Origin of the sequence: Paludibaculum fermentans, assembly GCF_051172195.1 — a bacterium.
In the GTDB taxonomy this organism is placed as follows: domain Bacteria; phylum Acidobacteriota; class Terriglobia; order Bryobacterales; family Bryobacteraceae; genus Paludibaculum; species Paludibaculum fermentans_A.
In genome coordinates, this window is record NZ_JBPJAQ010000001.1 from 3,626,272 (window position 1) to 3,640,510 (window position 14,239).

Sequence of the window (14,239 nt, forward strand, 5' to 3'; positions counted from 1 at the left end):
GAACATAAAGAGCCGGGACCCATCGGTGTCAAAATGAACACCAGAGGGCAACTTCACACCGTGAACAGTATGCGTATTTGGCTCCGGCTCGAACTTCGTCCCGAACATCGGAGCACCGTAAAAACCACACACCATGTGGGCGGCGAACTCGCACCCCACCCCTCCCGCCTGGCGATCGGCTCATTTGATGAGGGCCCTGGATTCTACCTGCTCTACTTCGATGAGCAGGGCAATGAGATTACCGATACGTTCCACGATTCGATCGAGGCGGCCCAGGCGCAGGCCGCGTTTGAGTTTGATACTTTGCCTGGTGATTGGGTTGTTGAGGTCCTAGACTGTTCAAGCGAATGATGTATGTTCCTTCATGCAGCGTCGCTTGATGGTTAAGATGAAAGAATCTAAATCGGCACTCTGATAGATTACAAGCCATCAACCCGACGGACATCAAAGCTCGAACGATTGCATGTGGATCCTCGCCCATGAGCCGCTTGGCGGCTGCTAACCGCCGTAACAAGCGCCTTCGGTGATAGCCCTGCAGCGGCAGATTATGTTGGGTCCGGGCAGGGCGGTCCCCCCGCATCAAGATAAATTTGCAGCTTGTAAACCAATAGCATGCGGGTAGTGTGTCCGGAAATGCTATACGGTCTGTGCAATGCTCGGCACTTCGTGGACGTGTGCGGTTTCGGCCATGGTTCCCGATGGTGCGAAAGCGGCCCGGTCCGCGCCGGCTCTTTGAAATCCAAACCGTTTGAACTTGCATATTGTCTCCCACGGAGGAGAGTTCGCAATTGGGCGGCGGCCCGCTGGTGGGCAACGGCTGCCGGCTCACTCATCAATGGATATTGTCAGTCACCACGTTTTTGAGGGAACAAAGCCACCGCGGGTAACAACAGGGAATTCGCCGAACAGCGGGGAGGTCCTGGACCGCCAATTTGGGTGAAACCGCGATGATCGGTGTGCGCTTCCGGCCTGGAGGCACGGTCGTCGAACAAACAGGGAAGGCGTCGACTGGCCCGAATTCGTGGCCGACCAAACCCATCAGGAGGTCTGGTTCGGAGGTAGGTGAGATCGGCGCACGGAAGGGGCGGCCACTGCTTCGAGTCGTCTCGTGGTGGAGCAAAGCCACCCCAGCGCCGCCTGGCCCGGGAGTGGATCCCTTCCGACTAAAAGGGGGAACGGGCTCGGATGGGACTCTGTGGCCGAACAAAGCCACTCGGCCGGATCCTTAGCGTCTAGCTAAGGTTGGTCCTTAAACTACCAGCCACTTCTGCGCCAGATCTTGAGGATCGGTACTTAGGTCAACAAGCTCCGTCCGGATCTCTGCGCCACCCTCTACCCACACCGCCTGGATCCCCTCCGCCTCCGGACGCAACTCCAGGCGCCGGCCCTTCGCCTCCAAAACCAGCGTCGTCCCCGACCAACGGAAGTCCACAAACGTCCGCTGCCCGTGCCCGATCGTCCGGCAGGCCGACAGGAACTTCTGCGTATAGGGGCTCGTCTTCAGCGCTTCCGCATGCGGTGCGGCCTGCAGCGCTGCTGCCCGTTCCGCAGCTTTGGCGTCCAGTTCCCGCTTGATTTTGTCCGGGTCCCGCTCCTCGCGCGATTCCAGCGCCTTAAGATTGTTCTCCAGATTGTCCAGATAACTCATTCCCTCCAGGATAGCGAAGCCTCACTCCATTAGGCCCATCGGCTGCCCGTTGTATAATTGCCCTCATCTGGATGGCGCATTCCTGCGCACGAGTTCGCTGGGGCGATGCAATGAAACTATGGGCCTTCCTGGCCGTCGCTGGACTCCTCGCCGCCGCCGAATACCACGGCGACACCGACAAGGACCGCGCGCGCATCCTTGCCCGCCGCAACTGGTGGTCGTTCCAGAAAGTTGTCCGTCCGGAACCGCCTAAACTCAACAATCCATGGGTGAAAACGCCTGTCGACGCCTTCCTGCTGGAGGCGCTTCAGGCCAAGTCCCTCAAGCCCTCGGCCGAAGAAACCAGGCTCCGCCTGCTGCGCCGGGTCACCCTGGACGTCACTGGCCTGCCGCCCAAACCCGAGGAAGCCGCCGCCTTCCTGAATGACAGGCGTGCCGATGCCTACGAGCGGCTGGTCGACCGGCTGATGGCGTCCACCCAATATGGTGAACGCTGGGCCCAGCGCTGGCTCGACGTCGCCCGCTACGCCGACACCAACGGCTTCGAACACGACCTCGAGCGGACCCACGCCTGGCGCTACCGCGATTACGTGGTCCGCAGCTTCAACGCCGGCAAGCCGTACGATGACTTCCTGAAAGAGCAGATCGCGGGCGATGAGCTCTGGCCCGGCCAGCCCGATCCGGTCATTGCCGTCGGATTTAACCGAGCCGGCCCGGAGCACCTCACCGGCGGCAACCAGGACGTCGAGCTCAACCGGCAGGAAGTGCTGGTGGAGATGACCGCCGGGGTCAGCAACGTCTTCCTGGGGTTGACCATGAACTGTGCGCGCTGCCACAACCACAAGTTCGACCCCATCCTGCAGACCGACTATTACCGGCTGCAGGCCGTGTTTGGGGGCACCGAGGGCAAAGAGGTTCCGCTCGCCAGCGCCGAAGAAAAGGCCCGCTATGATGTGGCTCGCAAGGCCTACGAAGCCCGGCTGAAGCCCATTCAGGACGAGATCACGGCCATCGAGAAGCCCTATAAGGAAACCATTATCGCCGAGCGCCGCGCCAGGCTCGACCCGGCGGTTCAGGCTCTGCTCGATGTCCCCAAGGACAAGCTCTCCGAGGCCGATCGGGAGAAGCAGAAGAACGCCAAGGACCAGATCACGCCGTCCTGGGACGAGGTTCTGGCCCGGGTCCCCAAGCTGGAATTGGAACGCCGCTCCGGCCTGCGCCGGCAGTTGCACGCCATTGAGCTGGAGGAACCCGCGCCGCCCGCCGCCGCCTACGCCGTGGTGAACCGCGAGAAGCCTGAAGACACCAATGTCCTCAAGGTCGGCGACCATCGCATGAAGCTGGGCACCGTGCCGCCGGGCCTGCCGCTGGTGCTGACTGCCAGTTCAGCCAAACCGGTTCCGCAGGAAGCCGCCGGCCGGCGCACTGTGTTGGCTGAATGGCTGGCCCAGCCGGACCACCCGCTCACTGCGCGCGTGATGGTCAATCGCATCTGGCAGTTCCGCATGGGCCGCGGCATCGTCGGGACGCCCAACGATTTCGGTGTGATGGGAGAACGGCCCACCCACCCGAAGCTCCTCGACTGGCTGGCTGCGGAGTTCGTGTCCAACGGCTGGAATATCAAGGCGATCGACCGCCTCATCCTGACCTCCAGCGCCTATCGCCAGGCATCCGCTCGCGACGCCGCCCACGAGGCTGTCGATCCGGAGAACAAGCTCTACTGGCGCATGAACCGGCGCCGCCTGGAAGGCGAGGCGATTCGCGACTCCGTCCTGTCCGTCAGCGGCATGCTCAAGCTGGAAGTGGGCGGACCGCCCATCCGCGTGCCCATCGAGAAGGAAGTCTACGACTCCATCTTCACCGAGTATGAGAACGACAACCTCTGGCCCCTGCCCAAGGATCGTGCCCAGATCTATCGCCGGTCGCTCTACCTGCTGAACAAGCGGACCGTGCGGCTGCCGATTCTGGCCAACTTCGACCAGCCCGACGCGATGACCTCCTGCGCTTACCGGCCCGTCTCCACCCACGCGCTGCAGGCGCTCTCGCTGATCAACAGCGACTTCATGGCCGAGCAGTCCGCCGCTTTCGCCAAGCGTGTCGAGCAGGCCGGCACTGCGGTTCCTGTTCGAATCCAGCGCGCCTATCAGCTCGCGCTCGCCCGTCCGCCCAAGCCCGCTGAGATCACCATGGCCCGGGACTTTTTCACCAAGGGAGGCACGCTCCAGGAATTCTGCCTGGCGCTGTTGAACCGCAATGAGTTCATCTACATCCCCTGATCCGCAAGGTCATATCCCCCTCGCGCGCACGCGCCGCAACGTGCTGCTGGATGCCGCCCACGGCTTCGGCGCCATCGCGTTGCAGAGCCTGCTGGCCCGGGAAGGGCAGGCCGCTCCGCGCATCAACCCGCTGGCCGCGAAGCCGCCGCACTTTCCCGCCAAAGCCAAGTCCGTCATCTTCCTGTTCATGGTGGGCGCGCCCAGCCAGATCGATACCTTTGATCCCAAGCCGGGCTTGAAGAAGTATGAGGGCCAAAAGCTGCCCGAGAGTTATGGCAAGATCCAGAGCCAGTTTACGGACGGCAGCACGCCTCTGCTCTCGTCGCCCTGGGCCTTCCAGCAGCACGGCCAATCCGGCGCCTGGGTGTCCAGCCTGATGCCGAATCTCGCCCGCTGCGTCGACGACCTGTGCTTCGTGCGCAGCTTCCACACGGACAGCGTCGTGCATGCGCCGGCCATGTACCATGTGCACTCCGGGCGCATCCTGATGGGCTATCCGTCGCTGGGCGCGTGGGTCACCTATGGGTTGGGCACGGAGTCCGACAACCTGCCCGCTTACGTTGTGCTGCCGCAGCCCGAGGGCACTCCGGAAGGCGGCACTCCGTGCTGGGGCGCCGGCTTCCTGCCCGCCGTCCACCAGGGGACCGTTCTGCGTCCGGGTGCGACGCCGATCCTGAATCTGCAGCCGCCGCCCGGGGTCACCCAGCAACGCCAGCGCGCCACGCTCGACCTGCTGCAGAAGATGAACGATCTCGATACAGATGCCACCGACTCCGAGATGGGCGCCCGCATCGCTTCGTATGAACTCGCGTTCCGGATGCAGCGCTATGCGCCGGAGGCTGTCGATGTCTCGAAGGAGCCGGAGCATGTCCGCAAGCTCTACGGGTTGGACCAGAAGCGCACCGCGGACTTCGGCTCGCGCTGCCTGCTGGCCCGGCGGATGGTGGAACGGGGTGTCCGTTTCGTCCAGCTCTACTCCGGCGGCGGCCCTGTTTCCACGCAATGGGACGCGCATAAGGATCTGGTCGAGAACCACGAGAAGATGTGCGGCATGACCGACCAGCCGATTGCCGCGCTGCTGACCGACCTGAAGCAGCGCGGGTTGCTCGACTCGACGCTGGTCATCTGGGGCAGTGAATTCGGCCGCCTGCCCATGTCGCAGTCCGGCAACGGCCGCGACCACAATCCGCACGGCTTCACGATGTGGTTTGCGGGCGGCGGGGTGAAGGCCGGGCGTACGATTGGTTCGACCGATGAATTCGGCCTACGGGCGCAGGACGACCCGTACTCGATGCGCGACTTCCACGCCACGATCCTGCACCTGCTGGGTCTCGATCAGAATCAGCTCTGGTATCTGCACAACGGGCGGCAGGAGAAACTGACCGACTTCGGCGGCAACGTGATCCAGCGCGTGGTGGCCTGATCAGGCGTAGCTGCCGGACGCACGATGGGCTCGCAGCAACTCGTCCAGCACCGCTTCCGCGGAGCCTGTCACGCCGGGCGGCAGTTCCCTGGCTGCCTGGATCTTCGACAGAATCTGGTGCGCCATCTGGCCGCGCAGGCCATCGGGCAGTTCGGAGCGCCGCGCTACGAAAGCCTCGATGAGGGCCGCATGGGCCGGTGACAGGCGGTGTCCCAACAGTGCTCCGTTCTCCGGAGCCGATTCGTCCAGGCCCTGCCACATCGCTTCCTGTTTCTGCTCCCTGATCACAATGGACCCGGCCACGAAGTCGCCCAGCCGTTTGCTTTGCGAGTTGAACAGCGCGGTGAGGATGCCCACGGCATAGATGCCCGGCAGTTGATCGACGATCCGCAACAGGTTCCGCCCAATGGTTTCAGAGGGTGCGAGCGGCCGGCCGCTCTCCTTGATCACGCGGATCCCGATGATGCGCTTGCCGGGTGTCTGGCCGCGCCAGGCAATTTCAAAGATGGTGAAGTAGCCGTAGTAAAGGACGAAATTGAAGGCGATCACCAGCGCGGTCCACCACTGCCGCGGCAGGAAACCGAGCACGGCAAACAGTCCACCTCCTGTGATCGCTAGAATGAGAAGCCCGGCTAGGAACGCCGCGATTTGAATTGTGGTGTCGATGGCCATGGCCAGAAAGCGGCTGCCAATGCCGGCCAGTTGGAAATGAAGCCGCGTCTGTTCCGGCGTCTCGATGGAGTGGACGTCGAAGAGCGAAGGGGCCGGCGGCATTGGGTTGGATGGGGTGGGCGACATGGTTTCTACTGCCTGGATCAGAAAACGGCAACCTCACTGGAAACGTCTGGAACAACTGGTCGAAGTGGCGTCGGGCGGACTCACGAAACTCAATCATGCCGAATTGCGGGAATTCGGGCTGCTTTACCGTCAAACCGCGGCGGACCTGTCGACCGTCAGCGAAGACTCCTCCAGCGCGCAACTCTCCAATTATCTCAACCATCTGCTGGGCCGGGGGCACAATCTGCTGTACATGGGGCAGAGGCCCAGGCTTTCGGGGATGGTCGACTTCTTCTCCCGGACTTACCCCTCCATCTTCCGCGAGACGCTGCCGATGACCGCCCTGGCCACCGGCATCTTTCTTCTGGCCGCGATGGTGGGCTGGGTAGTGACCGCTTACGATCCTTCCTTTGCCCACAGGGTTCTCGGTCCGCAGATGATGGTCAGCATCGAGCGCCACGAGATGTGGACCCATTCCGTGGTGGCGATGAAGCCCGTGGCGGCGTCGCAGATAACGACCAACAACCTGAGCGTGGCCTTCGCCGCCTGCGCGGGCGGGATCACCGTCCTGGGTCCGTTGTACCTGATGATCTTCAACGGCCTGCTGTTGGGTGTGGTCGGCGCCGCAACGCAGGCGGCCGGCATGGCCCTGCCCCTGTGGAGCTTTGTCGCACCGCACGGCGTGCTGGAGCTGCCGGCCATCTTCATTGCCGGGGGAGCGGGCCTGGAGATTACGCGCGGCCTGCTGTTTCCGGGCCTGCTGCCGCGGCGCACTTCGCTGTCGCAGGCGGGCGGACGGGCGATCCGGCTGATGCTGGGCGCGGTGCCGATGCTGCTGGTGGCGGGCTCGATTGAGGGCTTCTTTTCGGCGACCAACACCCCGGTGGAGATGAAGTTCCTGCTGGCTGGGGTGCTGTTTTCATGCCTGCTGGTTTACCTGTTCGGGCACTGGTCTACAAGAGGCTCCGGTCCTTCACCCTCAAATACTCGTTGAGGAGTGATGTCGACAGATTCCCGGGATAGAGGTCGAGCGCCAGGATGCCCTGCTGGCGCAGCGAGCGCAGCATGATTTCGCGCCGCTGGACGATTTCGAGGGCTGCGGTGTGGCGGTACATCTCCTCCACGGTCTTGGGCGTCTGCGCGGCGAGCATGCCGAGGTCAGGCTGGCTGAGCGCGGCGAACACCACGAGATGCCGCTGGCTGAGCTGCACGGCGTGTTCGATCACATCCGGGGTGCCCGGTGTTTCGGCGAAGTCGGTGATCCAGACGACCAGCGAGCGCCGGCTCTGGGCTTTCAGCAGGGTGCGGGCGGCGCGGCCGTGTTGGGCCTCCAGCGCCTCGGCCCGGACACCGGCGATGGCCTCGACCAGGGTTCGCAGGTGGCCCGGACCGCGATTGGGGGCGATGCATTTCTGCACCGTGCGGCCATAAGCGAGAAGGCCCACCTTGTCTCCGCACTGGCTGGCGAGCACGGCCAGGGTGAGGGCGGCATTGCCGGCGTGGTCGAGCTTGGTGAGCCGCAGGGTGGTGCCCGGCTGTTCCACCAGGGTTCTGGACAAGCGCCCCGCATCGACGACCAGCCAGACGGTCTGGCTGCGTTCCGCCGTATACGTGCGTGTCACCAGATGGTGCCGGCGGGCCGTGGCCGTCCAGCAGATGTCGCGCACATCGTCACCCTGGCGGTATTCCCGCAGGGTTTCGAACTCACGGCCAAGGCCGCGCAACTGGCGGCGGCGTTGTTCGACTTCCACCTGCTTATGCCGGATGACGATCAGGGCTTCGGAGCGCGCCCGCGGGAGGTCCGGCAGCACGCGCACGGCCTGGGCCAGCGGGGCGGCGGCCCAACGCTCCGCCAGGCCGAGGGGCGACTGGTAGCGCAGGTAGACGTCACCGGCGGGCAGGTCGCCGCGAACGCGGCAGACGACTCCGTATTGGGCGGAAGCGCTGGCCCCGGGCGCTGCTTCGAGTTCAAGGCGTGCGACATCATCGGCCAGACCGGGCGGCACCACATCCACCAGCCTGGCGCGGACGGCGTGGCGGCTGGTGTTCTGCAGAGTGAGGGTGACCTGTGCGCCATGGGCTAGGAACAGCGGACCATCCCAACTGCGCGTCAGCCGGAGCTGGCCGGGTGCGGGCAGGCGCAGGAGGTCAGCCAGCCATGCGGCCACGATGAGGGCGTCCCAGAGCCAGAGACCGGCGACGGCCCCGGGCCAGCGCCAGGCGGGAATCAGCCACAGCAGGCCAGGCAGGAGGGCCAGGAAGAAGCGCGATCCGAAGCCGAAGGGCAGGCGCCGCCGCGGCTCCGCTGGAGCCTGAATGGGCGGCGGTGCAAGGGAGCCGGTCATCTCCTATTGCCCTGACTTATAAACCTGGGGGATGTCGACGGAGGACAGCACCTGTTGAATCACGAGGTCCGGGGTGAGCCCGTCGAGGGTGGCGTCGGGTTTCAGCATGAGCCGGTGTCGTAACACGGGCAGGGCCGCGGTCTTGATGTCGTCAGGCAGCATGAAGCCGCGTCCGTCCATGGCGGCCAGGGCGCGGGCGACGAAGAAGAGTCCGACGGCGGCGCGGGGACTCGCACCCAAAGCGATGGCGGGCCAGTCGCGCGTGCGGCGGACGATGGAAACGGCATAGGAGCAGAGCGTCGGTTCGACCGTCACCTGCGCCACTTCGGCGCGAGCCGCGGCGAGCAGCCCGGCGGGCAGGGTTTCGAGGGGCATGGACTGGAGGCGCCGGGGATCGAAGCCCTGGTCGTAGCGCGAGAGGATCTCCACTTCCTGCGCCTCGGACGGGTACTGGATGCGGATCTTGAGCAGGAAGCGGTCGAGTTGGGCCTCGGGTAGCGGATAGGTGCCTTCGAACTCGATGGGATTCTGCGTTGCGAGTACGGTGAAGCTGGGGGGCAGCAGGTGGCAGACGCCGTCGATGCTGGCCTGGCCTTCCTCCATGGCTTCCAGCAGCGCCGACTGGGTTCTGGGCGGGGTGCGGTTGATCTCGTCCACCAGCAGCAGATCCGTGAAGATGGGCCCGCGGTGCAGGTCGAAGCTGTTGGTGCCGAGGTTGAAGACATTGGTGCCGGTGATGTCGGCCGGCATGAGGTCCGGCGTGCATTGCACCCGGCGGAACTCCAGGCCGCAGACGCGCGCCAGGGCCTTGACGGCAAGCGTTTTCGCCAGGCCGGGCTCGCCTTCAATCAAGGCGTGACCGCCGCAGGCGAGGACGATGAGCAACTGGTCGACCACTTCCGCCTGGCCGATGAGGACCTTGGAAAGTTCACCGCGGACGTGGGCGCAGAGATTGGGAAAGTGCTGCAAGGCTATCGGGTCTCCAAAGTAAGTTTCGTACGAGCGCTGAGGCGGCGGCTGTAGTCTTCCAATTGCTGGACGAGGGCCAGTGCTTCGCGGGGGGCGAGGTGCTGGATGTGCCGCATTTCCGAGGCATGCCGCAGTGCGGCGGCCAGATCCGCCTGATGCCAGCCCAGGCGCTGGCCGGCGGCTTCGGCCAGGCGGGCATCCTCAATGTTGCCGGGCAGGGCGAGACGCCGGGTGAGTTGGAGGCGTAGTTGGCGATGGGCGGCACCGACTGCCAGCGATGCGGCGCCCGCGCGCTCGTACAAGGCGCCCAGGGTGTCGACAAACTCAAGCGGCGAAAGCCTGGATTCGACAGCGGGCTGGACGATAGGGCCGGAGCGGCGGCTGAAGGCGAGCAGGGCGATGAAGGCGGCGAGGGCGCATTGCCATAGCACCCAGCGGGCCGGGCTGCGTTCGATATAGCTCCAGAGCGAGCCGTGCTGGCCGTGGAAGTGCTCATCCCAGTAGATGCGCGGCCGGCCGCCTTCGTCCGAGGTGGAAACCGCGTTGAGAAAGACGCGCAGATTGGAGGCTTTCAGGAGGCCGTCGTTGGTGAGCGGAGTGGCTGAGGCCCACCAGACGATCTCGCCTCTGCCGACGCGCCATGCCACGGCTACGGGGGCCTGCGGAGTTCCGTAGAGGATGGCGACCGGCTTGTCCTTGGCTTCGAGTTTGGCCCGCCGCTCCAGCTCAATGTTGGGCGCCTGCCGGGTGTAGCGGCCTGTCCAGGCGGAAGGGAAGGAACGGGGCGCCATGGACCAATCCTGCCTGGTGTTGGGCGCGCCGGGCAGAAACCCTTCCGCGCCGTGTCCGCAGAACAGGACGCGTCCGCCGGTCTGGAGGAACCGTGCCAGGGCGGCGCGATCGGCCGCGGTGGGCGATTCCGTTGGTTCCGCCAGGATGAGGACTGAGCCTTCGCCGGGCGGCTGGAGGCGTTCCAGCGGCTCCTCCCTACGTTCGACGCGATGGCCGAGATCCTGCAGAAGCAGGTAGGCGGCCTGTGCACCGCCGGGCAGTGTTGAATAGGTGGACGGCAGCGCGCCGCGGCCTTCCGACTCAGGCTGCTCCAGAAACGACATGGCGACGACGGAGAGAAATGCGAGCGTGCCGCAGGCGATGAGCAGGCGGCGGTCGGTGCGGCTTAGTCGACTGGGCATCCGAGATCCTTCAGGGCGCCGAAGCAGGTGGCCAGGTCCTGATCGTCGGGGACGGCGCGGGCATACCAGCAGCGCTCCAGGCGGGTGCAGAGGATGCCGAGGGCGGCCTTGACTTCCTGTCTGCCAGCCAGCAGCCGCAGGTGTTCGCGCGGCGTATGTGAAAAGTGGGGCGGCAGCAGGCCGGCCTCCTGCAGATGGGTGACTCCGGCCCAGTAGCAGCACTGAATGGAGCCGGCTACGTCGCCTTGGCGGCGGGTGGCTTGCGCGGCGGCGAGCCAGGCAGCCGAGTTGAGGGACGGGTCGGGCGGCCTGCCGGGTGATAGCGGGCTGGTGCGTGTCTCCTGGCGCCACGAGCGCATCAGAAGGTAGACGAGTGTTCCGCTGGCGCCGATGAGCAGGAGCCAAAGAAAGGCCTGGATGCTGCCGGGATGCTGGCCGGTGAAGCCGAAGAGCCTTTCGAGCAGCGCTTCCACCCACCGTCCGAACTCTTTCCAGAAGAGGTCCCACTGGTTGGGCGGCTGGGGCGGACGGAATTCCGGGCGGGCCAGGATGCGTTTCAGTTTGGCGGCGGCAGAAGGATCGGGAGCGGCGGCCGTGCCGGAGTCGAGGGAGTCGGCGAGGAAATCCAGCCAGGCGCTGATGCCGGCGCGCTGCTCTTTCTTCGAGCCGGACTGGAGATGGGCTTTCAGTGGTGCGGTGGAGAAGGTGAAGGTCTCGCCTGAGACATCAACCACCCATTCCGCGGGCAGGGTGGCGGCTGGGGCGGCGGAGCCCTGTTCCACGGCGGTGCTCCAATGCCGCAGTTCGGCGGCGAGGTTGGCGGGCGACTGCTGCGCGGGCAATGCCGTGACGGCGAGCAGCAGCCAGAGGTGGGACCACTTGCGCATTCAGGGCAACAGCGACAGGCCGCGATCGGAGGGTGTAAAGCGTTCGCTGTCTGGGTTCATCATGAATTGAAGATCGAAGGCCTCCTTGCGTACCCGGAGATCGAAATAGAAGATGGAGGCGGAAATCCCAAGGATGGGTGTTGCGATGGCCGCGATGGCGAAGCCGCCCAACTGCAGGAAGATGGTGCTCAGGCGCAGGCTGGCAGGATCCTTGGTGAGCAGGCCGGGACCGGCGGCGATGAGAACGGCCATGCCGATCCAGAGGCTATAGGTGATGACGCCGTACAGCAGCAGGATGAGGAAGCCGCGGCCGGCGAAGTCCTGGGTGAGGGCCCTGCTGCGGGTGATGGAGTCACCGGGGCCGCGTTTCTCCACGATGCCGGCCGGCAGGCAAACCAGCAGGCGGCAGGCGAAATAGACGCCTGGAAATATGAAGAAGAGTATGCCCAGCATGACGGCGACTCCGCTGAGCCACACGTTGCCGATGATGCTCCAGAACTCGGAGAGTACGTGCCGGATTGACTGCAGCATCGTGGCGGCGCGGCCGAGTTGGAGGTCCGCCACTGCACAGACAATGCCGGCCAGGGCGACTGTATACGACATGGTGGACAGGATGTAGGCGACGAAGGCCATGAGGCCCCAGAGTCCGATTGCCGCGGGCGATCGTGCTACCGCAGCGCCGCCGGTGAAGGGATCCGGTATCAGCACTAATCGGGCCACCTCAAAGGCGAGGACGATGGCGCTGGGGATGGACGAGATTCCGGCAAACAGCAGAAAGTGCCGGCGATAGAGGGAGAAGGTCCGGTCCAGAATCTCCCCCAGAGAAAGCGGCCGCAATTCTAATCCGTTCACAATAAACCCCAAAAGCGTCAGGAAATATCCTTTAAGCCCGCAATGATAGCAGACGGGTGCGGCCGGCGGCGAAATGCGGCAGCGGCGGCGCCATCACTGAGGGTCTGGCTGGAGACTTGAGCCGCTTGCAGCTGATATGATCCGGACGTTCGAGCAGGCCTGGAGCCTGCCTGGAGGCTTCATCCATGACGTTGCGTAGCCCGCTCCTGCTATCCGGCTGTGTGTTTCTATCGTTGGCCTACGGCCAGAGCATTGCGATCCAGGTGGACGCCGGCAAACCCACGGGGCCGCTGAAGCCCGTGTGGAGCTTCCTCGGCTATGACGAGCCGAACTACACCTATATGAAGGACGGCAGGAAACTACTGTCGGAGTTCGCGGCCGCCAGTTCGGTTCCGGTTTATGTCCGCGCGCACAGCCTGCTGGTGACGGGTGATGGCGTGGCTGCGTTGAAGTGGGGCTCCACCAACGCGTATACAGAGGACGCGAACGGCAAGCCCATCTACGACTGGACGATTGTCGACCGCATCATCGGCACCTATCTGGAGCGTGGCATGAAGCCGCTGGTCCAGATCGGGTTCATGCCGCAGGCGCTTTCCACGAAGCCGGAGCCGTACAAGCACAACTGGAAGCCGGGCGATAACTACAACGATATCTACCTGGGCTGGGCCTATCCGCCGAAGGACTACGCGAAGTGGGCGGAGCTGGTGTACCAATGGGTCCGGCACTCGGTGGAGAAGTATGGAAAGGCCGAGGTGGAGACGTGGCTGTGGGAGGTTTGGAACGAGCCGAACATCCCGTATTGGAAGGGCACGCCGGAGGAGTATCACAAGCTCTACGATTACTCGGCCGATGCGGTGAAACGGGCGCTGCCCAGCGCGAAGATCGGCGGCGCGGATTCCACCGGACCGGGCAATGCGCAGGCGTACAAGTGGATGCGGGACTATCTGACGCATGTGGTCAGCGGCAGGAATTATGTCACGGGCAAGGTGGGTTCGCCGCTGGACTTCGTGAGCTTTCATGCCAAGGGCAGCCCCAAGTTTGTGGAAGGCCGGGTGGTGATGGGGATCGAGAATCAACTGCGAGATCTGGACAAGGGCTTCGAGATCGTCGCTTCGTTCCCCGAACTAAAGGGCAAGCCGATTGTGATCGGCGAGTCGGATCCGGAGGGTTGTGCGGCGTGTTCTTCGCGCGTATATGCGAACAACGCGTACCGGAACGGTGTGATGTATTCGAGCTACACGGCCACTGTGATGCCGCGTCATCTGGAACTGGCTGCCAGGCACGGTGTGAATCTGCTGGGCGCCGTGACCTGGGCCTTCGAGTTTGAAGACCAGCCTTACTTCGATGGGTTCCGCGACCTGGCGACGAACGGCATTGATAAGCCGGTGTTGAACGTCTTCCGCATGCTGGGTATGATGACCGGGCAGCGCGTGGCTGTGACGAATGGGGCGGCGGCCTCGCTGGATTCGATGCTGGCCGGCGGCGTGAAAACCACGCCCGATGTGCACGCTTTTGCCAGCCGGGACACGAACTCAGTGACGGTGATGGTTTCGAACTATCACGATTCCGAGAAGCCGGGGCCCGCGGCGCAGATCGACCTGGGCATCGCGGGGCTGCCGGGCGGCCGGATTCAAGTACAGCACTACCGGGTGGACGGCGAGTTCAGTAATGCGTTTGAGGTCTGGAAGAAGATGGGCTCTCCGCAGCAGCCGACTCCGCAGCAGTACACGCAGTTGGAGCGGTCAGGGCAGTTGCAGCTTCTGGAGTCGCCGAAGTGGATCCAGGCGCAGGCCGGCAAGGCACGGGTGGAATTTTCCCTGCCGCTGCATGGTGTCTCGCTGATCCGCCTCACATGGTAGCGCCGCGGTT

At 64.4% G+C, this 14,239-nt stretch carries 12 protein-coding genes; 5 read left to right on the top strand and 7 right to left on the bottom strand.

The features are described 5' to 3' along the window. Nucleotides 1-69: 69 nt before the first annotated feature. Nucleotides 70-351, top strand: coding sequence for a hypothetical protein (locus ACR9Y2_RS14765; RefSeq protein ID WP_435042132.1), 282 nt, complete (start codon nucleotides 70-72; stop codon nucleotides 349-351). Nucleotides 352-1,249: 898 nt separating this feature from the next. On the opposite strand, the gene ACR9Y2_RS14770 is transcribed toward ACR9Y2_RS14765, so the two are convergent. Next, entirely contained in the window at nucleotides 1,250-1,648 is a 399-nt protein-coding gene (locus tag ACR9Y2_RS14770; RefSeq protein WP_435042133.1) for a hypothetical protein, read from the bottom strand. 110 nt (nucleotides 1,649-1,758) lie between these two features. Between ACR9Y2_RS14770 and ACR9Y2_RS14775 the strand changes: the two genes are divergently transcribed. Then, nucleotides 1,759-3,924: a DUF1549 and DUF1553 domain-containing protein gene (locus ACR9Y2_RS14775; protein ID WP_435042134.1), complete on the top strand. Its 2,166-nt coding sequence runs from the start codon at nucleotides 1,759-1,761 to the stop codon at nucleotides 3,922-3,924. Further along, the gene (locus tag ACR9Y2_RS14780) at nucleotides 3,902-5,347 is read left to right on the top strand and encodes a DUF1501 domain-containing protein (protein WP_435042135.1); all 1,446 of its coding nucleotides are present in this window, start codon (nucleotides 3,902-3,904) and stop codon (nucleotides 5,345-5,347) included. The genes ACR9Y2_RS14775 and ACR9Y2_RS14780 overlap by 23 nt, the downstream gene beginning before the upstream one ends. Here ACR9Y2_RS14780 and ACR9Y2_RS14785 read toward each other — a convergent pair whose 3' ends face one another. Continuing rightward, nucleotides 5,348-6,145 carry an RDD family protein gene (locus tag ACR9Y2_RS14785; protein WP_435042136.1) on the bottom strand — a complete coding sequence of 266 codons (798 nt, stop codon included), beginning with the start codon at nucleotides 6,143-6,145 and terminating at the stop codon, nucleotides 5,348-5,350. It lies immediately after the preceding gene. Here ACR9Y2_RS14785 and ACR9Y2_RS14790 point away from each other — a divergent pair. Continuing rightward, nucleotides 6,144-7,118, top strand: a complete 975-nt coding sequence (locus tag ACR9Y2_RS14790; RefSeq protein WP_435042137.1) for a stage II sporulation protein M — start codon at nucleotides 6,144-6,146, stop codon at nucleotides 7,116-7,118. The genes ACR9Y2_RS14785 and ACR9Y2_RS14790 overlap by 2 nt on opposite strands. On the opposite strand, the gene ACR9Y2_RS14795 is transcribed toward ACR9Y2_RS14790, so the two are convergent. The 5 genes from ACR9Y2_RS14795 to ACR9Y2_RS14815 are packed head-to-tail and all read right to left on the bottom strand — an operon-like array spanning nucleotide 7,078 to nucleotide 12,355. Beyond that, on the bottom strand, nucleotides 7,078-8,469 hold the full coding sequence (locus ACR9Y2_RS14795; protein ID WP_435042138.1) for a DUF58 domain-containing protein: 1,392 nt from the start codon (nucleotides 8,467-8,469) through the stop codon (nucleotides 7,078-7,080). The two genes, ACR9Y2_RS14790 and ACR9Y2_RS14795, sit on opposite strands and share 41 nt — an antisense overlap. Before the next feature lie 3 nt (nucleotides 8,470-8,472). Beyond that, entirely contained in the window at nucleotides 8,473-9,438 is a 966-nt protein-coding gene (locus ACR9Y2_RS14800; protein ID WP_435042139.1) for an AAA family ATPase, read from the bottom strand. A 2-nt stretch (nucleotides 9,439-9,440) separates the two neighbouring features. Then, nucleotides 9,441-10,631, bottom strand: coding sequence for a DUF4350 domain-containing protein (locus ACR9Y2_RS14805; RefSeq protein ID WP_435042140.1), 1,191 nt, complete (start codon nucleotides 10,629-10,631; stop codon nucleotides 9,441-9,443). Then, on the bottom strand, nucleotides 10,616-11,518 hold the full coding sequence (locus ACR9Y2_RS14810; protein ID WP_435042141.1) for a DUF4129 domain-containing protein: 903 nt from the start codon (nucleotides 11,516-11,518) through the stop codon (nucleotides 10,616-10,618). The genes ACR9Y2_RS14805 and ACR9Y2_RS14810 overlap by 16 nt, the downstream gene beginning before the upstream one ends. Then, complete coding sequence (locus ACR9Y2_RS14815; protein WP_435042142.1) at nucleotides 11,519-12,355, bottom strand: hypothetical protein; 837 nt, start codon at nucleotides 12,353-12,355, stop codon at nucleotides 11,519-11,521. It abuts the gene before it with no gap. A 200-nt stretch (nucleotides 12,356-12,555) separates the two neighbouring features. Between ACR9Y2_RS14815 and ACR9Y2_RS14820 the strand changes: the two genes are divergently transcribed. After that, nucleotides 12,556-14,229: a GH39 family glycosyl hydrolase gene (locus ACR9Y2_RS14820; protein ID WP_435042143.1), complete on the top strand. Its 1,674-nt coding sequence runs from the start codon at nucleotides 12,556-12,558 to the stop codon at nucleotides 14,227-14,229. The last annotated feature ends 10 nt before the right edge of the window (nucleotides 14,230-14,239 follow it).